This is a genomic window from Vibrio sp. 1731, from assembly GCF_033339955.1.
Taxonomy (GTDB): domain Bacteria; phylum Pseudomonadota; class Gammaproteobacteria; order Enterobacterales; family Vibrionaceae; genus Vibrio; species Vibrio alginolyticus.
Genome location: NZ_JAWOVO010000008.1, coordinates 59,222 through 82,376, shown reverse-complemented (window position 1 = coordinate 82,376; position 23,155 = coordinate 59,222). Strand labels below are relative to the sequence as shown.

Genomic DNA, 23,155 nt, shown 5'->3' with positions numbered 1-23,155 from the left:
GTGAACTCCGGTACAAAATAGCTAGATTAAAAGCCTGCGTAACCATTCATTACACGAAGCCAGGTTAGCGTTGCAGGAAGTGTTGGGATCAAAAGAACTGCAATAAAACCTAAAAAGTAAAAAATATTATAAGGCTCTTTAAAATCTTTGTCTGCCATGATGTGTCTTCTCACTAGTTGACTTTGCTTCTCCCAAGGCACAGCGTTAAATTATCGTTGCACAAATGGGTCATTATTGTTTTAAGCGCTGACTATACATTAAACAGCCAAATCTAAACACCAGCAAAAAGTAAGGTTATTAAACTAAACGTATGTTGTTTTGGTGGTTCTAAAAAGATAATAAGCAGCGTAAGGACGCTGCTTATTGGTTTGCAAGTCATAATTATACTAGTCGGGATTTCCGGGTAATACTTAAACTAAAACTTGAAGAACCTAAACACCCGATAGATAACTGTCCTGCAACACTAAGCGGTAAATCGCGGGTGATGAAGTTTTTCATACTTCCTCCCCCTAAACGGTTACCTGCTGCGATGTGTTGATTCGTATTTCCGTCAGACCAATGGCTATCTAAACCCGCAGGCAATATAGAGACCGAGGATGAAGCGAGGTCGGCGACACCAAACACAGCATTGACTGCACCCGCACACTCCGAACACTCAATTCCTTTTTCAATGATCCCTACCATGTCCTTGAGATCAGCACTGAAACTTTTCAAGTTACGGAGATAGTCGTCAAACAATGCCCTAACGAGCAATGTCGTCGCAACTCCATCATTAGCTTGGGAAGCAGAATCAACTAGATAAAACGCAAATTGACCATTCATTAACCAACGATAATCGAAAACCAAGGGCATCACATCCGTCGATTGCAATAAACGGTACGAGCAGCGCCAATCTCCCTGAGCAGCATCCTTTTCTGGCAATAGAGCTTGCAGTAAATCTCTTGCCGCACTCGGATTCTGTTGTAAATATTCCAGATGCCAATACAGCTCTTGTTCATCTGGGATTTCACCACCATCATCAACCCTGAACCACTGACTTGAAAAGTCACGTTGTTCTGAGAAGTGGCTATCGGTATCTTCTAGCGTATTCTCTATCGCCTGAGATAGGTGCTCATAATTACCTATCGGTTTAGGAAGAAAATCTTTAATACCAAATCGCAACGCTTTCGCGACATCGGACATTTCATCCGTGCCTGATACCACGATAAGCGGCATATATGGGTATTCGAGACTAACTTCTTCGACGAACTCGATACCATCTAAGACCGGCATCGATAAATCACATAAGATAAGATCGGGTTGGCATTCCCTGAGTTGTTGAAGCGCTTCTAGGCCGTTTTCTGCTTCTACTACTTTAAAACCCTGACTTTCTAAATAGGCATTGGTTACTTTACGAAATATTGGATCATCGTCCACCAACATTATTAGTTTTTGATTAATCACTTCCTGTGCCGAGACCATTGCCGTTTGACTGTGAGTCTTAAACATACCTTTATCCCTCACAAAGCTCAGTCAAAAAAACAGATTTATTATTAAGTCATTATTTTTGTTGTGTTTACTTCCAGCAAAACGTGTCACAGCAAGACCTGAGGCCGCTTTGCCTTGTTATAAAACTTAGCTCGGAAACTGCATTAATACAAATATTACGGCGTATAACAGTATTTACTCAAACAGGGTTGCTGTGTTCAAATGATGCAACATGTTGACTTAAAGCAAGCTTTGATCACAAAGTTAATTATAAATTAACCGTAATCGGTAATTTAATGTGTCTGGAAATATGAAATTAGATGACTTAAACCTGTTTCGACTGGTTGTCGAAAATGGGAGCTACACCGCAACTTCGCGAAAAACCATGATCCCGGTTGCGACCATCACCCGACGCATTCAAGCGCTAGAAGACTCTGTCAATCTTCGACTATTGAACCGTCATGCTCGCAAACTCTCGCTCACTGAAGCAGGGGAACGTTTTTACCATGAGTGCTCTCCTTTACTACAAAGGCTAACAACCGCAGCAGAGGAAATCACTGACGACTGCCGAGGAGCATCCGGCAAGATTAAGATATCCGCGCCTTACAACTTAACTAAACGAATGATGATGCCGATGTTCAACAGCTTTATGAAGCAGTACCCGGACATCAACATTGAGCTAACGACAGAGAATAATGCGGACAAGCTTGACCCTACTGAATGGGATGTAATTTTTAGAGTGGGACCGCAACGCGACTCTAGCCTCATCGCGCGTAAGATTGGCGAGGTGAAGGATATTCTCGTTGCAAGCCCTGACTATCTAACCTCGAACCCTGCGCCACACCATGCAGAAGAGCTCTCTAACCATTCATTGCTAAAAGGGTACCCGCTTATTAAGTGGACCTTAATTAATAGCAAAGGCGAGTCTGTGGTGAATGTTGATCGTGGTCGTTTTCAAGCAAACGCGCTCAATGTGGTGCGCAGTGCTTGTTCCGAAGGTTTAGGCATCACACTAATGCCAGATGTCATGATCAAAGAGTACATCGAGAGCGGCGATTTGGTACGCGTACTGCCAGATTGGAGTGCAAACCCGCGCGACATTTATATGCTTTACAACCACAAAGACCACCTGCCAGAGAAAGTTCGCCTCTTTATTGACTTTGTGATCGCTTATAACATTCACTAATTAGATAGCGAAAACAAAAAACCAGAGCCAAAGCTCTGGTTTTTTTACGACTTAAGAAAGCGCATCCTATGCGCCTTCGTTATGAAGCTCTAGGTTTGCTAAATCCTGTTGGATTTCAAGTTGTGTTTTCGCATCATCGTTACGAAGACCATCCAAAAAATCTAGGTATTGTTGGTCAATATCACCCGTTACGTATTCGCCGTTAAACACGGATGTATCGAACTGAGTAATATCTTGGTTTCCAAGACCTACAGCCTCTACCAAATCTTCTAGACGTTGATAAATAAGCGCATCGGCACCAATCTGCTTACAAATTGTATCGTTGTCACGGCCATGGGCAATAAGCTCTGTAGCACTTGGCATATCAATGCCGTATACGTTCGGGAAACGAACTTCAGGAGCCGCTGAGACCATGTACACTTTCTTGGCACCAGAATCACGAGCCATCTCAATAATCTGCTCTGACGTTGTACCTCGAACAATAGAGTCATCCACCAGCAACACATTCTTACCTTTGAATTCCGAACGAATAGCATTCAACTTGCGACGTACTGATTTCTTACGTTGTTGCTGGCCAGGCATGATAAACGTACGTCCAACATAACGGTTTTTCACGAAACCCTGGCGATAAGGGATATCGATCGCTTGAGCGATTTGCAGTGCAATGTCGCAAGACGTTTCAGGGATAGGAATGACAACATCGATATCAAGGTTTGCGTAATCTTCACGAATACGTTCGCCCAGCTTTTTACCCATTTCAACGCGAGCGCTGTATACCGAAATTTTATCGATGAACGAATCTGGACGAGCAAAGTACACGAACTCGAAAATACAAGGGTTCAGCTTAGGATTGTCTGCACACTGCTTCGTGTAAAGCTCACCGTCAAACGTTGCGTAAATCGCTTCACCAGGTGCAACATCACGGACGAAATCAAAACCGACCGCATCCAATGCCACCGATTCAGACGCAACCATGTACTCTGCTCTGCCGTTAACTTCACGCTTACCTAAACACAGCGGGCGAATACCGTGTGGGTCACGAAATGCAATCATACCATGACCAATGATCATGGCGGTCACAGCATAAGCGCCGCGAATTGTGCGATGAACATTGGTGACTGCGCGGAATACGTCTTCGGTCGTGACATTTCCTTTTACTGAGTCAATTTCGTGCGCCAGTACATTTAGTAATACTTCAGAGTCTGAAGTGGTATTGATATGACGGCGATCTTTTTCAAACAGCTTCTGACGAACTTCGTTAGCGTTGGTCAAGTTACCGTTGTGGGCAAGTGTAATACCGAAAGGAGAGTTTACGTAGAAAGGTTGAGCTTCTGAAGCACTTGAACTGCCTGCTGTAGGGTAACGAACATGACCAATTCCGACCTCGCCTTGCAGGCGTTGCATGTGTCTTGCTTCAAATACATCCTTGACTAAACCGTTCGCCTTACGTAGACGAAAACGATTGCTTTCTATGGTACAAATACCAGCGGCATCTTGGCCACGATGCTGTAACACCGTTAACGCGTCATAAATAGACTGGTTTACAGGCGTTGTGCCCACGATTCCAACAATACCACACATGTCCTAATCCTCGATTTGCGACAGTAGCTGGCACTACTAGATAGTGCCAGACAGAAAACTTGATGTTGCTTGTAAATGCTCGAAGAATGGGGCGATGATACGGCTGAACTCAGGGATCAACTGTGAATCTTTCCACCAATCCGAGCTTGGGAATGCAGTAAACGCATCCATAAAAAACAGCACCGCAGAAACAATTAAGACTCCGCGTAGACCACCAAATACAATCCCGAGAATTCGGTCCGTACCTGATAGCCCTGTTTTTTGTACCAGTTGACCAATGACGTAATTCACCACTGCACCAACTACCAAGGTTGCGACAAATAACGCCGCAATCGCCGCTCCGTTACGAAACATATCATCTTCGATGTTGGTGAAGTACACCGCCAATTTGGCATAGTAATTACTGGAGATAAAAAACGCTCCGAACCAAATCACCAAAGACAAAGCTTCTTTAGCAAAACCGCGAACTAAACTGATCAGAGCTGAAAATCCGATCACACCTAAAATGATAAAATCTATCCAATTCATCTTTTCTTCATCTTAAGTTGGCGCGCATTTTAACAGAAAAAATGCTGACGCAAACGTTTTCTTATGGATTTAATGGCTTAAATTTAAGCAATTGACCTTTTGAACCTGTAATTTTTTGTAATTCTTGAACTTGTCGTTCAAGTTTACTTTTTGACACATCAGGGCCAACAATCACTCTCGTAAACTCGTTTTCTTTCTTTGTGTGAGCTTGATAACCACGCTTTTGCAAATCCGCGACAAGCGCGACAGCATTTTCGTGATTCTTAAGTGCCATCAACTGAATGATCCAAGCTGAATCTTCATATTGATTTTTCTCTTGAACAGGACGAGTGACGACCTCAACTTGCTCTGGTTGTTTGATGACCTCAGGTTTAGATGTTGGCGCTGGCTCGGGCTCAGAAACGGCTACTTGAGCATCCTCACTTTCTTGCACTACAGCTTCAACCGGAGAATCCGGTAACGTAATGTCGTCTTCCACTGGCTCTAATATTTCGAAGTTTTCCACATCACTATCAAGTTCTGGTTTGATAGGAATACTGGCAAATTCTTCTTTGTAGTGCAGTTTCTTACCATCTAGCACATCGGGAAGAACAATGACTCCGACTGCGACTAGAATGATGGTGCCGACTAAACGACTTTGGAATTTACTTGCCATCAAAATACCTTTACTTATTTATTATTTGATTGCCAATGTTCCAATACCTCTCCGACGGTATGGAATGAGCCAACCACCAGAATAACGTCTCCTGCCTTTGCGTGGCTTCTCGCACTCTCGAAGGCGTCAACAGGGTTTTCAAAATGAACTTGCCCATCAGGTAAGTATTGGCACAATTCATCAGCGGTCGCCGCTCTCGGTCCAGTAAGCGACGCTGGATACCATTGTGTTGCAACTGGAGTTAGCGCTTCAATGGTTGCTTTAATGTCCTTGTCATGCAGCATTGCAACCACAATATGGATATTCTTACCCAGATATTGTTGCTTCACTCTTTCTACCAAATACTCAGCAGAGTGCGGGTTATGAGCGACATCAAGGACTATTTCAGGTTCGTGATGCAGTACTTGCATACGCCCCGCCAAACGCGCATTATTCAAGCCATTGACAATATTTATGTCAGTGATTTGCAATTCCGAAGCCCCTAGTGCCATCAGTGCAGTGGCTGCATTTTGTAATGGTAGCGATGGGATTGGTAAATCCTCTAACTCAAATGCCCCACTGCTCCATTTCCAACCATTATCAGTTAGTTGGTAATCGTACTGAATACCTACTTGGAAGAACTCAGAACCAATATCGTCAGCATGAGCCGCCACGGTCGCTGGTGGCGTCGGTTGACCACAAATTGCTGGCTTCCCTGAACGGTAAATGCCCGCTTTTTCAAAACCAATAACATTGATGTCATCACCAAGCCAATCCACATGATCGATCGCTAAGCTCGTAATAACAGAAACATCATGGTCAACAACATTAGTGGCGTCTAGACGGCCGCCAAGTCCTACTTCAAGTAAGACAACGTCAACTTTCTCTACTTGGAAAATACGTAGCGCAGCAAGCGTACCGAATTCAAAGAGGCTAAGGCTAACATCACCACGCTGCTTTTCTACATAATCGAATGCTTCACAGTGCTTGGCATCTACAACGTCAACGCCATTAATGCGTACACGCTCGTTGTAACGAATCAGGTGCGGAGAACTATAAACACCGACTGAATAGCCAGCATCAAGTAAAATGGCTTCCATTAACGCACACGTTGAGCCTTTGCCATTGGTTCCGGCAACGGTGATTACGGTTGGAGCTGGTTTGGTAAGATTGGCTTTGTTTGCTACCGCTTGGACACGGTCTAAGCCTAGATCAATTGCTGAGGAATGAATATTTGCTAAATAATCAAGCCACATCTCTAATGAAGATGTGGCTTGAGGAATTGGGTTTTGGGTCATCTAACTTTAACCATTAAATTCTTTGGTTTTTATGTTAGTTGATACTTTACCCTTTTTCGTCCGCTTCTGGTACAGAATATGGCTCTTCATTTGGAGATTCGTTAACCGAAACCACCAAAGGAGACTTGTGGTTAGTCATCTTAGCGATAAGACCACCCACACGCTGACGCATTTCACGACGGTCAACGATCATATCAATAGCACCGTGATCAAGCAGGAACTCACTACGCTGGAAACCTTCAGGAAGATCTTCACGTACAGTTTGCTCGATTACACGACGACCAGCAAAGCCAATGAGGGCCTTAGGTTCACCGATGTTGATATCACCCAACATAGCCAAACTTGCTGATACACCACCCATTGTAGGGTCAGTTAGAACAGAAATAAACGGCAGACCTTTTTCTGATAAACGCTCAAGCGCAGCACTGGTTTTTGCCATTTGCATAAGAGACATTAAAGCCTCTTGCATACGAGCACCACCACTTGCTGAGAAACAAACAAGCGCACAGTTATTTTCAATGGCTGCATCCACTGCTTTCACAAAGCGAGCACCAACGACTGAACCCATTGAACCACCCATAAAGGAGAATTCAAACGCACACGCCACAAGCGGCAGACCAAGCAATTCACCCTGCATCACAACTAGCGCATCTTTCTCACCGCTATTTTTTTGTGCAGCAGAGATACGCTCTTTGTATCGCTTAGAATCTTTAAATTTCAGTTTATCCTGTGGCTCAAGTTCAGAACCTAATTCAACTCGATTACCTTCATCTAAAAATGTTTCCAAACGACGACGCGCTTTCATACGCATGTGATGGTTACACTTTGGACAAACTTCTAAGTTACGCTCTAGTTCAGCATGGTATAAAACCTGTTCACAAGAGGTACATTTAGTCCACACACCTTCTGGGATAGAAGCTTTGCGTGAACTTACTAGATTGCTTTTCTCTAAAATCTTTTCAAGCCAACTCATGGAAGACCTTTTCTCTCAACTCTTCCGCTTCATTGCGAAAGATATAAATTCGACATAATACCGACGGATTAAACCATATCTTGCAGCTACTGTAGATAAAAAACTGGTTGTACCTATTTTTGATATCGTAAATAGCGTATGTTTTCCGTTCACATTCAATGTAAACACTACCGATATTTTGAAATAAGTTTGTAAAATTAGTTCAAATTATCTGGTAAAAACAGTGGACCGATCGGCACTTCAGGTAACCCAAACTCTTCTGGGTAGTCTACATCTACCAGGTACAGACCTTCCGCTTTCGCTGTCGCACCCGCTAGTTTGCGATCTTTGGCTTCTAATAACCACTTGATCCATTCAGGACTCTCTTCGCCACGTCCAACTTTTATCAAGCTACCCGTGATATTACGAACCATATGATGCACGAACGCATTGGCTTTAATATCAATAACCACATAGTTTCCATGGCGCGTAACGTTCAGATGCATCAAGTTTCGAAATGGACTGCGAGACTGACAATGCGCCGCGCGAAACGACGTAAAATCATTTTCGCCGAGTAGGAACTGCCCTGCTTCATGCATTTTTTTCTCGTCGAGCTCACCATGATAGTGACTAACCCCCGAGTTTAAGATGCCTGGACGTAAAGCATGATTGAAAATAATGTAACGATAACGGCGCGCTGTCGCTGAGAATCTTGCATGGAAATCATCTGAAACTTCCTTAGCCCAACGAACCGCTATATCGCTTGGCATGTTCGCGTTTGCGCCCATGGTCCAAGCTACCATTTTTCGAGTAACGTTGGTATCAAAGTGCACAACTTGTCCCGTGCCATGCACGCCTGCGTCTGTCCGACCAGCACACTGAACTTCAACTGGGTGATTAGCGACGACGGACAATGCTTTCTCTAGCTCTTCTTGGACACTTTTCACTTCTCTTTGGCGCTGCCAACCAAAGTAGTTTGTACCGTTGTACTCGATACCTAATGCGATTCTCATCTTAACCTTCGAACTCTAAAATGGGGCGGGAAGTATATACTCAAGTCACCTCAAGTTGCCAGTTTCACCAAGGGTGATATAAAGGTAGCATCATACTAACGGGACACAAAAAGGGTAGCAAACGCTACCCTTTTGTTTCAGTTTATCGGCCATTAATTGCATCAATCAGGCTTTTTGCTTCGCGGCGAATATCATCCTCACCGTAAACAATCGCCTCTTCTAGTAGTTTAATCGCCCCTTGAGAATCGTTCATCTCGAGATAGATTTTAGCCAAATCCAGTTTCCCAGCAGCTTCAGCATTGCTATCTACGTCAATATCGCCGATCTCGCCGATAACATCTGGAAACTCGTTCAATCCGACATCGAGCTTAAGGTCTTCTTCTTCGAACTCACCTCCTTCTCTGTCGACCTGAGCCATCAATTCATCAATCGTCATAAATTGATTTTTCTTCGGGTCGAAGTCATCCAAGTCGCTTTGCTCTGCCCAGTTTTCTTGCGCGATCTCTGGCTGACTTAGTGCATCACTCGAATTCCAAACATCACGCTGGTCCTCAGGCACTTCTTCAGTAGAACTTACGTTATCAGCAGCGGGTTTAAAGCCATCCCAATCATCTCCAACATCAAGCATGGTTTCAAAATCCATACCTGCACTTGCGATGGTGTCACTGTCTAGTTTACCTTCAAATACTTCTGAGTTTGCGTCTTCCGCAAGAAGGTTAGCCATTGATGATTCATCATCCAAATTACTGAGCGGCTCACCCTCTGTCGCTGTTGACTGCACTTCTGGGTCAGTATCAAAGCCGTTTTGCTGCGCAAATACTTCAAACAAAGCATCATGATCGTTATCGGCTTGAATAGCTGGTCTCGATGTCTCTGCTTCAACCTTAGGGCTCTCTGGCGCACCCTCGTTCATTGACGCGAGAACATCTTCCTCATTGAACTCTGGAAGATCTTGGTCGTCAAAACTTAACTCTTCATCCTCACCGGAGATTGGTTCTATATCTGCAGTCTCAGAGCTCGGTAATTCTGGCTCTTCTTCCATCGACGCCAAGGCATCTTCTTCGCTGAACTCTGGCAAATCGAGCTCATCAAAATTGAACTCTTCTTCGGACTCAGCTGGCAAGTCGGCTTCAACCTGTTCTGGCTCAACGGACTCGGACGTTTCTAACGCAGGTCCGCCAGCCATAGACGCCAGTGCATCTTCTTCACTGAACTCTGGCAAATCGAGCTCATCAAAATTGAACTCTTCTTCGGACTCAGTTGGCAAGTCGGCTTCAACTTGTTCTGGCTTAACGGACTCGGACGTTTCTAACGCAGGTTCGCCAGCCATAGACGCCAGTGCATCTTCTTCACTGAACTCTGGCAAATCTAGCTCATCAAAATTGAATTCTTCTTCGGACTCAGTTGGCAAGTCGGCTTCAACCTGTTCTGGCTCAACGGACTCGGACATTTCTAACGCAGGTTCGCCAGCCATAGATGCTAGAGCATCTTCTTCGCTGAATTCTGGAAGATCTAGCTCATCAAAATTGAATTCTTCTTCGGACTCAGTTGGCAAGTCGGCTTCAACCTGTTCTGGCTCAACGGACTCGGACGTTTCTAACTCCGGCTCATCCGTCATAGACGCCAATGCGTCTTCTTCACTGAATTCTGGAAGATCCAGCTCATCAAAATTGAACTCTTCTTCGGACTCAGCTGGTAAGTCAGCTTCGACTTGCTCTGGTTTAACAGACTCGGACGTTTCTAACTCCGGCTCATCCGACATAGACACCAATGCGTCTTCTTCACTAAACTCAGGAAGATCCAGCTCGTCAAAATTGAACTCTTCTTCGGACTCAGCTGGCAAGTCGGCTTCAATTTGTTCTGGTTCAACGGACTCGGACGTTTCTAACGCAGGTTCGCCAGCCATAGATGCTAGAGCATCTTCTTCGCTGAATTCTGGAAGATCTAGCTCATCAAAATTGAATTCTTCTTCTGAATCGTTGGTCGACTCAGTTTCCGGCTCCAATTCAGGTTCATCCAGTAGCCAATCTTCTTCTTGTGGAACACCGAATTCATTTTCTATTGTATTTGGTGTCGGTGTGAAGGCTGGAATGTCTTCCTCTTGCTCAACGTGAGGCTGTACCTCAGCATCGGACTCCACGGATGGTTCTTGTGTTGAATCAGTATCGGTAGCCTCTTGTTGTAGTGATGAAGCTTCCTCTATCTCAGCTTGTGTTTTTTCAACTTGCTGCGGTAAGTCATCTTCACTATCAAATAGAGCGTCAAGTTCAGCAGAAAAATCCGCTTTTTCTTGTTCTGTTGGCAGAAGTTCTTCACTGTCTGACTCAAATAGGTCGTCTAGCTCGCTCATTAAAGGATCATTCTCTGGTGAGAGGTCCTCTAAATCACCAAGAAATTCATCGCTGCTAAATGGCTCTGAAGCAGCTTCTGGCTCGGTTAATGGTTGCTCTTCTGCAGCTTGTTGCGTGTCTGGTTGGCTTTCACTTAATAAAGCGTCGATGTCCAACCCAGACTCAATATCCGGATCTTCATGAGTTTGTTCTGACTCAACTACGGAAGATGGCTTTTCGCCGGCGTCTGACTCACCAAAACCAAGTGATTTCAGTAACTCTTCCTCTTCCGATTTATTCTGCTCTGGGCTCTCGTCCTCTCGAATCAGATCATCAAACGGATCTAAATCAGCTTCAGTCTCTTCATCAAGTTCAGAGGTAACATCATCAATGAGTTCATCCAGTAAGTCTGTGCTATCTGCGTCTAACTCTTCGATCGAGTCATCACCTTCAAAACCAGAGATTGCTTCTAGCTCGTTTAGTGGATCAAACTCGTCTGTGTCATCTTCATCAAAATCAATGAGTTCATCGAGTAGCTCTGTACTGTTTTCATCTAGAACAGGACCTTCATTGGCGTCAGCTTCTCGAACTTCCGATTCACTAGCCGGTTGTTCATACTGGGCCAATAGCTTATCGATATCGTCGTCAGATGCCTCTCCTACACTAAAGTCATCATCCGAAACGGGCTGTTTTAACTCAGGCTCATCAGTATCTAAATCGAAGTCATCGTTGCCAAGTTCAGCAAACAAGTCATCAAGCATATCCTGGTCGACAGTGTCACTTGGTAACTCTTCTGACGGCTCATCGGCTGCAAGTAACTCGGCAAATGCATCGTCTGAAAGCGAGTCTGATTTCTCATTCGCATCATCCGAAAGATCGAAGCCAGACTCATCGTCATCGAGCACTTCTAGTTCTGGAGCAACCTCATCTAAGGCTCGCTCCATTTCTTCTAAACCAAGCGCCTTTTCTTCGCCGTTGACTTGGATACCATTGTTCGATGACTCAAACTCATCCAGACCAACATCTAGGTCACCGTCATCGCCAATATCTGCAAATGGGTCATCGTCCCCTTCCAGATTGAAATCAAGTTCTTCATCGTCGAGGTTAGCAAAGACGTCTTCTTCTAAATCTGACTTCTCTTCTTGTAAAGACTGTGCGTTGATATCTTCATCTGCAAACAATTCATCATCAAGCGTGAGCTCTTCATCCAGCTCATCCGCCGCCGCTAAACCGATTGGCGCCGCAAGAGGATCAACGTTTTGCTGTTCCTGCGCAGCCGCTTCTTCCTCTTTCGCTTTAGAGCGTCGGCCAAGAAGCATAACAACTAGCAACGCAATCAAAGCACCAGGAATTAATGCCGCAAGACCAACGAGCCAACCATTAGACAAAATTTTGTCCATGGTGCTTGGTTGCATGCGCTGTTGTTCAGCAAGGCGTTGGCGCTCTTCAGCAAGCAGCTTCTCGACTTCTGAGCGAATGCGTTCTTCGTCATTCAACTCGCTTTTCAAAGTTTCGACTTCGCTTTGCACTTCTGACAGCATCAATCGAAGACGATGGTTCTTCTCTTCTAATGACTCTAATTCACTTTGTGAGCCTTGAAGTTTGTCCTTTAGCGCACTGACCTGCTTTTCACCCTGCGGAGAGGTGGTTACTGGTGGCGCAGGGATGACGGGTATTGTTTTCGGAGTTGGTTTTGGCTCCGTTGCTGCCACTGTCTCTGGCTTAGTCGCAGACTTGGGTTCTACTTTAATTTGTGGCTTTGGTTGCTCGGTGACTCGTTGTGCTGGCGTCGCTCTATTTGTCGGCTTCGGCTGTTTTAACTTAGCTTCATGCGCCTTCATAATCGCAACAGCTTGCGCTGTGGTCGCGCTTTGCACTTGCTCTAAAGAAGGTACTCGTAGCCGACTCCCTGGGATCAATTCATGAATGTTTTGGTTCTCAAACGCTTGAGGGTTAATTCGGTAAATGGCAAGAAGCGTTTGTTGAACGGTAACACCGCGTGAAGGTCGTAATTCTGAAGCGATCGACCATAGTGTTTGATTTTCACCAGTCGGACCAAAGAAACGTGACGGTTGAGTATTCGCAGGAGGAGCAGGTAATGCTCGCTCAATATCTTCAGCATAGCTCGGAGATGATTGCACTTCACCAGACGGTCCAACAAGACGAATTCCTTCGGCTTGAACCACTGATGATGTCTGAGTCGCGCTCATCAACACAAGGGCTGCTAACAAACGCTTATAATTTTGACGCATAGAAGGCTCAGTTTTGTGCTAAATACAATTTGAAATGGTGATCGGTTAAATATATCGGATATCGCATGCAAAACTATAGCGTTGAGAATAAAAAATGTGTGGCTCTCGCCATATTCGTACTAATCTCACACTATTTTGTTTCGTTCGTACAAAAAAGCCTCGCACTGTGCGAGGCTTTGAAATGAACTGTAAGCGACTTAGTAGTAATCGCGGATCAGAACTTCTGCGATTTGCACCGCGTTAGTTGCCGCGCCTTTACGCACGTTATCAGCAACAACCCACAGGTTTACGCCGCTATGATGGCTGATATCGTTACGGATACGGCCAACCATTACATGGTCTTTACCGCCCGCATCGCGAACTTGTGTAGGGAAGTCTTCACCGTGGAACACTTCGATACCGTCTGTTTGCTCAAGCAAGTTAACAACTTCTTGTGCATCGATAGGTGAACGAGTCTCAATGTGAAGTGCTTCTGCGTGACCGTAGAATACAGGAACACGTACACACGTTGGATTGACTGTGATTGATGGATCGTTAAAGATCTTCTGTGTTTCCCACACCATTTTCATTTCTTCTTTGGTGTAGCCGTTTTCCATCATCTGATCGATTTGTGGAATACAGTTAAACGCGATCTGTTGAGAGAATTGCTTCTTGTCTGCAGGCAGACCGTTTAGCAGCTTCGCCGTTTGACCTGCTAGCTCATCAATACCCGCTTTGCCTGCACCAGATACCGATTGGTAGGTTGATACGTTAATACGCTCAATGCCCACCGCATCGTGAATTGGTTTTAGTGCCACCAACATTTGGATGGTTGAACAGTTCGGGTTCGCAATGATGTTACGGTTACGAAACTCTGCAATCGCTTCTGGGTTTACTTCTGGCACAACAAGAGGAATGTCGTACTCGTAACGGAAGTGTGATGTATTGTCGATAACAATCACGCCTTCATCAGCGGCAATTGGAGCCCACTTGGCTGATAGCTCACCACCAGCAGAAAACAGTGCGATATGCGCTTGAGACCAATCGAACTCTTCTACGTTTTGAACGCGTACCGTTTTACCATTGAAGCGGTAAGTCTTGCCTTCGCTGCGCTCACTCGCGAGTAGGAAGATTTCGCCTACTGGGAATTTGCGCTCTTGAAGCACATCCAAAATTGTTTCACCGACCGCACCGGTCGCACCTAAAATGGCAACATTATATTGCTGGCTCATTGACTTACCTCAATCTGAAAACCTAGTTCTGCTAATGGAGCAAGGTTACATGTTTTGTTACCCACTAGCGTGACAGCGCTGTATTCACGGCGATCCCAGTAGTTTTTACGCATCAGGTCAAAAGCGCCTGGCTTACTGATTTCACGGCGGAAAAGAGCGTCATCTCTACGCACATCATAGATTAACTGCGTTATGTTATGCAGTGTTGCTTCGTCCCAAGCTCTGTCCAATACCATAGTAGGAACAGGCGCGGTTGGCAGTAAATCGCTGGCATGCGCACGTAATTCGTTATTTAAGAACTCACAATAGCTGTTGAAAATCATCGTCGTACCGCGAGCTTTCCCTTCCAGACCATAGCCTGCAACGTGAGGGGTTGCGAATGCTAGCAGAGGCAGAAGCTCCATATCAACCTCTGGTTCAAATTCAAATACGTCAAGTGCCGCTGTAAAGCCATCGTTTTTCAAAAGACGTTGCTTCAAAGCAGCGTTGTCAACGATGGGACCTCGAGCCGCGTTAATCAAAATTTGATCGCTGCGGAGACCATTTAATACCTTCTCATCAATCAAATGATGCGTTGGGTATGGGCCATCTTTGGTGATTGGCGTATGTAGTGTAATGATGTCTGAGCTTTCAATCAGTTCTGTCAACGGAGTAAAGCTACGAGGATCACCAGCCTCTTGTTTGAATGGGTCATTGATGAGAACTTTAATACCCATGCCTTTCAAACATTTCTCTAGGTAGCTACCTACTTGGCCTGCACCAATAATACCTACCGTCTTGTCAAATACCGAGAAACCTTGTTGCTGAGCGAGCACCATCATCACGCTGAACGCGTATTCCGCCACACCCACTTTGTTACACCCTGGCGCCGCAGTGAAGAAAATGCCTTTCTCTTTTAAGAGTGCTTGGTCAACATGATCCATGCCTGCCGTGGCCGTACCAACAAACTTCAGCTTGTTTGCTTTGCTGATCAGGTCAGCATTCACTTTGGTGACTGAGCGAATCATTAGGGCATCAACATCCACTAAATCATCGGCGGTCAGTGTACGACCTGGTTTTAGAATTACGTTACCGAGTTGGCTGAATAGTTCTTCAGCATACGGCATATTTTCATCAACAATAATTTTCATAGCGCCAGCGTTCTAACATCCATTTGTAAGAGTTCGTTTATTCGCAAGATGCGAAACTAAAGCGATTGTGCCCTTTTCCCGAAAAATCTCAAGATATAACACCAATAAACCTCAAGGAGGTAACTCCTATAGAATCGATTGACGGGAAGCCTAGAGAAAAGCAGAAACAGAGAAAAGAAAAAGCCCGGCTAAATAGCCGGGCAAAGTTCCAGAACAAAAGGATCCTATCCCGCTCTCCATGGGATAGAGTCTGCGTCTGTTCGATCAGTGTGACTGATCAAGCTCTGGAAACTGGATTGTTGGCGTTTACAGTACTCTCGCAAGGCGCCAACAAATTCAGTTAACCTTGGTACTTTTTAATAACCAAAGTTGCGTTTGTGCCGCCAAAGCCAAAGCTGTTTGACATTACGGTCGTTAGCTCTGCATCACGTGCTTCTGTCACGATGTCCAGACCTTGTGCTGCTTCGTCCAAGTTTGAAATATTGATGCTTGGAGCAATGAAGTTTTTGTCTAGCATAAGTGTTGAGTAAATTGCTTCGTGCACGCCCGCTGCGCCGAGTGCGTGGCCAGTCATTGCTTTTGTTGCAGAGATTGCAGGGCTGTTCTCACCAAACAATTGTTGGATAGCACCAAGCTCTTTCACGTCACCAACTGGTGTCGATGTGCCGTGCGTGTTGATGTAATCCACACCATCAACGTCTTGCATCGCCATCTTCATACAACGAATTGCGCCTTCACCTGATGGCGCTACCATGTCGTAGCCATCTGATGTCGCACCGTAACCTACGATTTCACCGTAGATTTTCGCACCACGTGCCAGTGCGTGCTCTAGTTCTTCAATAACCAGCATGCCGCCGCCGCCCGAGATAACAAAACCGTCACGGTCTGCATCGTATGTACGAGATGCTTTGTCTGGCGTGTCATTGTATTTGGTTGACAGTGCGCCCATCGCATCAAACATCATAGTTTGAGACCAATCTAGCTCTTCGCCGCCACCAGCAAAAACAATATCTTGTTTGCCTAGTTGAATAAGCTCCATAGCATGGCCGATACAGTGTGCAGATGTTGCACATGCAGAGCTCATTGAGTAGTTCACGCCACGAATCTTAAATGGCGTAGCAAGACAAGCAGAAACAGTAGAAGACATAGTACGAGGAACCATGTAAGGACCAACTCGCTTTACGCCTTTGGCGCGCATCGTGTCTGTCGCTACCGTTTGGTTGTATGCAGAAGCACCGCCAGAACCTGCAACGATACCGGTACGGTCGTTTGAAACCTGCTCTTCTGTAAGACCAGCGTCTGCGATTGCCTGCTCCATTGATAGGTATGCATAAGCAGCCGCATCACCCATAAAGCGCATCTGCTTACGGTCGATGTGTTCCGCCGGGTTGATTTTTAGGTCACCCCATACTTGCGAACGAAGACCGTGTTCTTTGAACTGCTCAGATGCAGTGATGCCAGATTTGCCCGCTTTAAGAGACGCTAGAACTTCTTCGACGTTGTTACCGATACTTGAAACAATACCCATACCGGTGATTACGACTCGTTTCATTATGACATTCCTATAATTCAAAAATCCGCTAGATGATAACTAAGATAGTCAACAAAAGTGGTCAGCTTTCCCATAAATTCGTACAATCGCCCCATTCTTACCGCGCCAAATCACAAATTTGCACCATTATGACTTCAATAAAAAACGCAGAACTTGGTTGGAACGAAGCTGGTACTCCGGTTTCAGACCAATTTGATGATGTTTACTTCTCTAACGTAAACGGTCTTGAAGAGACACGCTACGTTTTCTTAAAACAAAATCATCTCCCAGAAAGATGGCAGGAATTTGACCAAAGACGTTTTGTCATTGGTGAAACAGGATTTGGCACGGGATTAAACTTCTTAGCAGTATGCCAGTGGTTTAGTGAGTTTCGTCGTCAGCATCCGGACGCAACATTGAAAGAGCTGCATTTTATTAGCTTTGAAAAATACCCATTAAGCAAAGCCGATTTAAAGAAGGCGCATGAAGCTTGGCCTGAGCTAGCTGAGTACGCGGAAAAGTTACAAAAGCACTATCCTGCCGCTGTGCCGGAGTGTCATCGCATTGTTTTAGAAGACGGTGCAATCACACTCGACCTTTGGTTTGGTGACATTAAAGACTGCATGCCGCAAGTCCCATACAACGAACAAGGTTTGATTGATGCTTGGTTCTTAGATGGATTCGCGCCAAGCAAAAACCTAGAGATGTGGAACCAAGGCCTGTTCAACAACATGGCAAAGCTAGCCAAGCAAGATTGTACAGTTGCCACGTTTACCGCAGCAGGCTTTGTACGTCGTGGTTTGAACGAAGCTGGCTTTACAATGAAAAAGGTGAAAGGTTTCGGCACTAAACGAGAAATGATCGCCGGCTCTATGGAGCAACGTGAAAAGCAGTCGAACCATCTCCCTTGGTTCAATCGCACAGCATCTAGCAATCTTGATTCGATAGCCATCATTGGTGGTGGTATAGCCAGCGCGGCGTTAGCGAAAACGTTAGTTCGTCGTGGCCAAAACGTCACCCTTTACTGTAAAGACAAACAACCAGCCAAAGGAGCTTCAGGCAATCGACAAGGAGCCGTTTATCCACTGCTTAATGGCCCGCACACGGGTGTTTCACGAGTGTTTGCTCCTGCATTTTTGTTCGCACGTCAGTTTGTTGAACAAGCAGCACAAGAGATCGATTTTGATCATGACTGGTGTGGCGTGACTCAGTTGATGTGGGATGACAAATCCACAGACAAACTGGAGAAAATACTTGCGGGTAACTTCACACCAGAGCTCATTCACAAGCTGTCCGCCGAGGAGACTGCGAACACTATCGGGTTACCTATTGATATGGCATCTGTGCACTACCCAATGGGAGGGTGGCTGTGCCCTGCCGAGTTAACTCGTGGGTTAATTAAACAATTGGAGCAGACGTCGTTACTCTCAACGAAGTTTGAACACCATGTTGAGGCATTAGATTGGGATGAAAAGCGTCAGCTCTGGCTACTAACGGCGAGTGGTCAAACATTTGAGCACTCAACGGTTGTGATTGCGAACGGCCATGAGTTCCAGACATTGAGTCAAACCGCTTCCCTACCAATGGGACAAGTGAAAGGACAAGTCAGTCATGCGCCAGCAACCGAAACGCTGAGTCAGCTGAAAACGGTGTTGTGTTACGACGGTTACATGACACCTGTTAACCCAAGTAATCAACACTTGTGTATCGGTGCAAGCTACGACCGCAGTCACCTTGACTACGAATTTGATGAAAACGCCCAAAAAGATAATGCGGAAAAGCTAGTGAAATGTGTACCGAATCAAACATGGGCAAAAGAGGTAGATATCACTGGTAATCAATCTCGCCAAGGTATTCGTTGTGTTAGCCGAGATCACTTACCATTTGTCGGAAATGTGGGTGACTTTGAGACGATCAAAACGCAATACGCCAACTTACAAAATCAAAAAGCAGAAGAGGTAGAAACCATTCATCAGTACCCTAACCTATTCTGCTTCTTAGGTTTAGGATCTCGTGGACTGAGCTCTGCACCACTATTAGCTGAAGTGTTGGCCTCCCAGATCTGTGGGGACCCGCTGCCATTACCTGTTGATGTATTAACCGAACTTCACCCAAGTCGAATGTGGGTTCGTAAACTAAGAAAAGGCAAAGCCATTACCGAGCTGTAAGAGTATTCTCTCGTTTTAATTCCCGACACAGATACGTGTCGGGAATCGCTAACTCACTAAGTTGCTCGTACTGAGATTACTTCAGCAGTGCAACTGCCTGTTTCACTTGCTCTGCCACTTCTGGGTTTACAACCTTACCCGATTCCACGTCAAAATTTTCGTAGAAGCTCGGCACCGATAACGATGCCTTTACATCCGCGCCAAAAAATTGTGCAGAACCTGTCGCCGCCGCAAGAACACTTTGTGCACCACCGGGACCTGGGGAAGTTGCTAAATAAACGACAGGTTTGTTTTGAAATACATTACGCTCAATGCGCGTCGCCCAATCGAACAAGTTTTTATAGGCCGCTGGGTACGAACCGTTGTGCTCTACGAAGGAAACAACGAGAGCGTCAGCCTCCGCCAAGTCACGTAAAAACGCGACAGCCCCTTCAGCTTGACCTATTTCTTTCTCTTTGTCCTCGCTAAACATTGGCGCTTGATAATCGTTTAAGTCTAGAACATTCACTTGAGCGCCTTCGACTTGATTTGCTGCGTATGTAGCAAGTAGTTTGTTGATTGAGGTAGAGCTGGTAGATGCACCAAATGCGACAATTTTCATGGTTGTAATCCTTTGTTCACGTTTTATGCTGATCAGAATAAAAGTTGAACAGTTTCGCTACAACCACAAAAATTTTATGGAGAGGTTCGAATTTTTCGAAGTAGTAAATGACTAGGATTAAATAAAGGGAGAACGCTGCTTAGGGATTAAGCCTGAGCCTGGAGCTCTTGCCACAAATCACTGACAATCACGCGATCGGCCGGGCTTAACTCGGTACGCGCATCTTCTAAGCTGCTCTCAATGCGTGACTTCAGCTCAGTAATATCGCTAATCCCTTCTTCTTCACAAGACGCCGCGGATAAAGAGATGTGACCACGTAAATAACCACCAGCAAACAATTCATCGTCAGATGCTGTTTCAATTCGAGCATCAATCAGTTCCAGTAGTTTTTCTTCAAATTCAATAATCATGGTGTATCTCTGAGGTTATTAGTGGTTATTTAACGCAAAAGTCCGACGCTTCCAGTGGCTTAGTTTGATAAAATGCGCGCAGGGCATCAGAAAGCATTTTCACTCGCAAAGGCAAGCCAACGTCCAAAATACCTAGCACTTCTTTATGCACTTTTTTCATAAAGCCGAGCCTATCTGGTTCAAAATCGCCGTGTAGATTGTCACAACTCACCGTAAAAGGGAAGCCAGCGCTTTGTGCCAGAATCCATTCATAAGCTTGAGGTCGCACTTCAACTTTCTCAAACTCCGCTTGAACTTCTGCTGTTCGCCCATCGGGTTCATACCAATAGCCAAAATCTTCCAGCAAACGACGCTCTGGACCAGCCACACACCAATGCGAAATCTCGTGTAAAGCAGAGGCGTAAAAACCCCGAGCAAAAATAATCCGATGATGAGGGTGTTCATCATCAGCAGGAAGATAAATAGGCTCATCACCACCTAACTCTAATTTCGTATTAAATTGTTCTAAAAAGGTGTCATTAAAAATGGTGATTAAGTCTTGGTATTCGTGGGTCATCGTCGAGTTTGTACTTCAGTTTGACATGCGCTGCATATTGTCGCTGTTTTTAGCTATGAGGTAAAGGCAACCCCACATTTTTGGTTATTAGTTGAATTTATCTGAACATCGCTTTCTCCATACAATTTCTCATTCGTCAGCGTACTTATTTACCACTACACTCTCGCCTTATTTTGATGCCGTTCAAACCGCTATTTTTAAGCCGTTTGATTACAAGCATGTTGCTGGTTTTAATCACTTTTTAAGAGAGATAGAACCGTTTGTAAGTGTTGTTACTTCGCCTACGCTGATTCTCGTAGAACGTAGTGACTTTTTACGTTGAGTGTTTCCCTATGTTGCTAAGTGTGTTGTATATCATTGGTATCACGGCTGAAGCCATGACAGGTGCGTTAAGTGCTGGTAGAAGAAAGATGGACTGGTTTGGTGTTATGTTGGTGGCCAGCGCAACGGCCATTGGTGGTGGCACCGTACGTGACATTCTATTAGGCCACTACCCTCTTGGTTGGGTAAAAAACCCAGAGTTCCTTGCAATTACGTGTGTTGCAGGTGTGCTAACAACAGGTTTAGCGAAATGGGTGATTAAGCTGAAAGGTCTGTTCATTCGCCTCGATGCATTAGGTTTAATCGTGTTTAGTATCATCGGAACAAAAATTGCGATGGGCATGGGCTTGCACCCTGGTATTTGTATGGTTTCAGCGTTAGTAACTGGTGTATTCGGTGGGCTACTTCGCGACTTAATCTGTCGCCAAACACCATTGGTACTGCATGAAGAGCTTTACGCTTCTGTCGCTCTTATCGCATCAGGAATGTACTTAGCGCTATTAGAATTCAATGTTCCCGATGTCACTGCCACTATTATTACACTGGTTACTGGTTACATGTTGCGTATGGCTGCGGTACGCTTTAAGTGGCGTCTGCCTTCTTTCCATTTGGAAACCGAAGGCTCGATTCATTAAGCAAAAACTACTTAAACAAAAGAGGTTGCCTGATAAAATTGTGCCACCCGCGATTCAGTGAGTGGCATAATTTTATATTCAGTCATCCTGAACAGCGACGAAGGAGCATGATTCAGGATCTATTATCCGAGCACTCTGTTGTCAGAGATGTTTCTTTCTCTTTTCATCGCGCTGAAATTAGATTCCTAGTCTCGCTATAGCTCGCTGGAATGACACAAAGCTCTTAAATCTTCGGTGTTTCAGTTGTTACGCCATGGTTTTGACCACGGTGGCGTAGTAAATGATCCATCACCACAATTGCCAGCATCGCTTCTGCGATAGGCACAGCACGAATACCCACACATGGGTCATGACGACCTTTGGTGATCAACTGAGTTGGTTCACCTTCTTTTGTGATGGTCTCACCCGGCACAGTGATACTTGATGTTGGCTTAAGCGCAATGTTAGCGACAATGTCTTGACCAGTCGAGATACCACCAAGAATGCCACCCGCATGATTACTACCAAAACCTTCAGGAGCAAGCGTATCACGGTGCTGACTGCCTTTTTGGTTTACCACCTCGAAACCGTCTCCGATTTCTACGCCTTTCACCGCGTTGATGCTCATTAGTGCGTGCGCGATGTCTGCATCCAGACGGTCAAATACGGGTTCCCCGAGACCAACAGGCACGTTAGTTGCCACAACCTGGATTTTTGCGCCAATAGAGTCGCCTTCTTTTTTCAGGTCACGGATAAGTTGGTCAAATGCTTCTACTTTGTCAGCATCAGGGCAGAAGAATGCATTGTTCTCGATTTCGCTCCAATCTACCTTGTCGATAGATACATCACCCATTTGTGACAAGTAAGCACGAATCTCAACACCAAACTCATCTTTTAAGTATTTCTTCGCGATTGCACCAGCCGCCACACGCATTGCGGTTTCACGAGCTGAAGAACGGCCGCCACCGCGATAGTCGCGGATGCCGTATTTTTGGTGGTAAGTGTAATCAGCATGACCCGGTCTGAACTTATCTTTGATGTCAGAGTAGTCTTTTGAGCGCTGATCGGTGTTTTCAATTAGCAAACCGATCGATGTGCCCGTGGTTTTGCCTTCAAAAACGCCAGAAAGAATTTTAACTTCATCCGGTTCACGACGTTGTGTGGTGTAACGTGATGTGCCTGGACGACGGCGGTCGAGATCGATTTGTAGATCTGCTTCTGTAATTTCCAACCCCGGAGGACATCCGTCTACGATACATCCCAGTGCGATACCGTGACTTTCCCCGAATGTCGTCACTCGGAAATGTTGTCCGATACTGTTTCCTGCCATTACTTCCTCAAGTTTTTTATCGCCACGCTCTCTCAAAACAGA

At 45.3% G+C, this 23,155-nt stretch carries 19 protein-coding genes; 3 read left to right on the top strand and 16 right to left on the bottom strand.

Features of this window, described 5'->3' with window-relative positions; translation table 11 throughout:
- Positions 1–26: 26 nt before the first annotated feature.
- Positions 27–158 carry a hypothetical protein gene (locus tag R7035_RS11350; protein WP_005380608.1) on the bottom strand — a complete coding sequence of 44 codons (132 nt, stop codon included), beginning with the start codon at positions 156–158 and terminating at the stop codon, positions 27–29.
- Positions 159–381: 223 nt separating this feature from the next.
- Positions 382–1,488, bottom strand: coding sequence for a response regulator (locus R7035_RS11345; protein WP_005380606.1), 1,107 nt, complete (start codon positions 1,486–1,488; stop codon positions 382–384).
- 289 nt (positions 1,489–1,777) lie between these two features.
- Here R7035_RS11345 and R7035_RS11340 point away from each other — a divergent pair, with 289 nt between their 5' ends.
- Positions 1,778–2,653 (top strand): LysR family transcriptional regulator, encoded by an 876-nt coding sequence (locus R7035_RS11340; RefSeq protein ID WP_005384959.1) that lies wholly within the window; start codon positions 1,778–1,780, stop codon positions 2,651–2,653.
- A 66-nt stretch (positions 2,654–2,719) separates the two neighbouring features.
- Here R7035_RS11340 and purF read toward each other — a convergent pair whose 3' ends face one another.
- From purF to fabB, 10 genes are all read right to left on the bottom strand, one after another.
- Positions 2,720–4,234: an amidophosphoribosyltransferase gene (purF, locus tag R7035_RS11335; RefSeq protein ID WP_005380592.1), complete on the bottom strand. Its 1,515-nt coding sequence runs from the start codon at positions 4,232–4,234 to the stop codon at positions 2,720–2,722.
- 36 nt (positions 4,235–4,270) lie between these two features.
- The gene (locus tag R7035_RS11330) at positions 4,271–4,762 is read right to left on the bottom strand and encodes a CvpA family protein (protein WP_005380590.1); all 492 of its coding nucleotides are present in this window, start codon (positions 4,760–4,762) and stop codon (positions 4,271–4,273) included.
- Positions 4,763–4,823: 61 nt separating this feature from the next.
- On the bottom strand, positions 4,824–5,417 hold the full coding sequence (locus tag R7035_RS11325) for an SPOR domain-containing protein (protein WP_042522511.1): 594 nt from the start codon (positions 5,415–5,417) through the stop codon (positions 4,824–4,826).
- 14 nt (positions 5,418–5,431) lie between these two features.
- Positions 5,432–6,694 (bottom strand): bifunctional tetrahydrofolate synthase/dihydrofolate synthase, encoded by a 1,263-nt coding sequence (gene folC, locus R7035_RS11320; protein WP_005380586.1) that lies wholly within the window; start codon positions 6,692–6,694, stop codon positions 5,432–5,434.
- A gap of 46 nt (positions 6,695–6,740) precedes the next feature.
- A complete protein-coding gene (gene accD / locus R7035_RS11315; RefSeq protein ID WP_005380583.1) occupies positions 6,741–7,667 on the bottom strand; it encodes an acetyl-CoA carboxylase, carboxyltransferase subunit beta in 927 nt (308 codons plus the stop codon).
- A 197-nt stretch (positions 7,668–7,864) separates the two neighbouring features.
- Positions 7,865–8,659 carry a tRNA pseudouridine(38-40) synthase TruA gene (gene truA, locus R7035_RS11310; RefSeq protein WP_005380566.1) on the bottom strand — a complete coding sequence of 265 codons (795 nt, stop codon included), beginning with the start codon at positions 8,657–8,659 and terminating at the stop codon, positions 7,865–7,867.
- Between the two features lie 142 nt (positions 8,660–8,801).
- Positions 8,802–13,241, bottom strand: a complete 4,440-nt coding sequence (locus tag R7035_RS11305; protein WP_318146138.1) for a FimV/HubP family polar landmark protein — start codon at positions 13,239–13,241, stop codon at positions 8,802–8,804.
- Positions 13,242–13,438: 197 nt separating this feature from the next.
- Complete coding sequence (locus R7035_RS11300) at positions 13,439–14,452, bottom strand: aspartate-semialdehyde dehydrogenase (RefSeq protein WP_005380562.1); 1,014 nt, start codon at positions 14,450–14,452, stop codon at positions 13,439–13,441.
- Positions 14,449–15,582 (bottom strand): 4-phosphoerythronate dehydrogenase, encoded by a 1,134-nt coding sequence (locus tag R7035_RS11295; protein ID WP_005380560.1) that lies wholly within the window; start codon positions 15,580–15,582, stop codon positions 14,449–14,451. Before R7035_RS11295 ends, R7035_RS11300 begins: the two co-directional genes overlap by 4 nt.
- A 340-nt stretch (positions 15,583–15,922) precedes the next feature.
- A complete protein-coding gene (gene fabB / locus R7035_RS11290; RefSeq protein WP_005380557.1) occupies positions 15,923–17,134 on the bottom strand; it encodes a beta-ketoacyl-ACP synthase I in 1,212 nt (403 codons plus the stop codon).
- 128 nt (positions 17,135–17,262) lie between these two features.
- Between fabB and mnmC the strand changes: the two genes are divergently transcribed.
- Positions 17,263–19,281: a bifunctional tRNA (5-methylaminomethyl-2-thiouridine)(34)-methyltransferase MnmD/FAD-dependent 5-carboxymethylaminomethyl-2-thiouridine(34) oxidoreductase MnmC gene (gene mnmC / locus R7035_RS11285; RefSeq protein ID WP_318146137.1), complete on the top strand. Its 2,019-nt coding sequence runs from the start codon at positions 17,263–17,265 to the stop codon at positions 19,279–19,281.
- 76 nt (positions 19,282–19,357) lie between these two features.
- Here the strand turns inward: mnmC and R7035_RS11280 are convergent, their stop codons facing one another.
- The 3 genes from R7035_RS11280 to R7035_RS11270 all read right to left on the bottom strand — a co-directional run bounded on the left by R7035_RS11280 (position 19,358) and on the right by R7035_RS11270 (position 20,848).
- Positions 19,358–19,882 carry an NADPH-dependent FMN reductase gene (locus R7035_RS11280; RefSeq protein WP_318146136.1) on the bottom strand — a complete coding sequence of 175 codons (525 nt, stop codon included), beginning with the start codon at positions 19,880–19,882 and terminating at the stop codon, positions 19,358–19,360.
- Positions 19,883–20,028: 146 nt separating this feature from the next.
- A complete protein-coding gene (locus R7035_RS11275) occupies positions 20,029–20,292 on the bottom strand; it encodes a YfcL family protein (protein WP_005380548.1) in 264 nt (87 codons plus the stop codon).
- A 25-nt stretch (positions 20,293–20,317) separates the two neighbouring features.
- Positions 20,318–20,848, bottom strand: coding sequence for an elongation factor P hydroxylase (locus R7035_RS11270; protein WP_005380546.1), 531 nt, complete (start codon positions 20,846–20,848; stop codon positions 20,318–20,320).
- Between the two features lie 332 nt (positions 20,849–21,180).
- Between R7035_RS11270 and R7035_RS11265 the strand changes: the two genes are divergently transcribed.
- Entirely contained in the window at positions 21,181–21,804 is a 624-nt protein-coding gene (locus R7035_RS11265; RefSeq protein WP_005380544.1) for a trimeric intracellular cation channel family protein, read from the top strand.
- Between the two features lie 223 nt (positions 21,805–22,027).
- On the opposite strand, the gene aroC is transcribed toward R7035_RS11265, so the two are convergent.
- Positions 22,028–23,113, bottom strand: a complete 1,086-nt coding sequence (aroC, locus tag R7035_RS11260; RefSeq protein WP_033907375.1) for a chorismate synthase — start codon at positions 23,111–23,113, stop codon at positions 22,028–22,030.
- Positions 23,114–23,155: the final 42 nt, after the last annotated feature.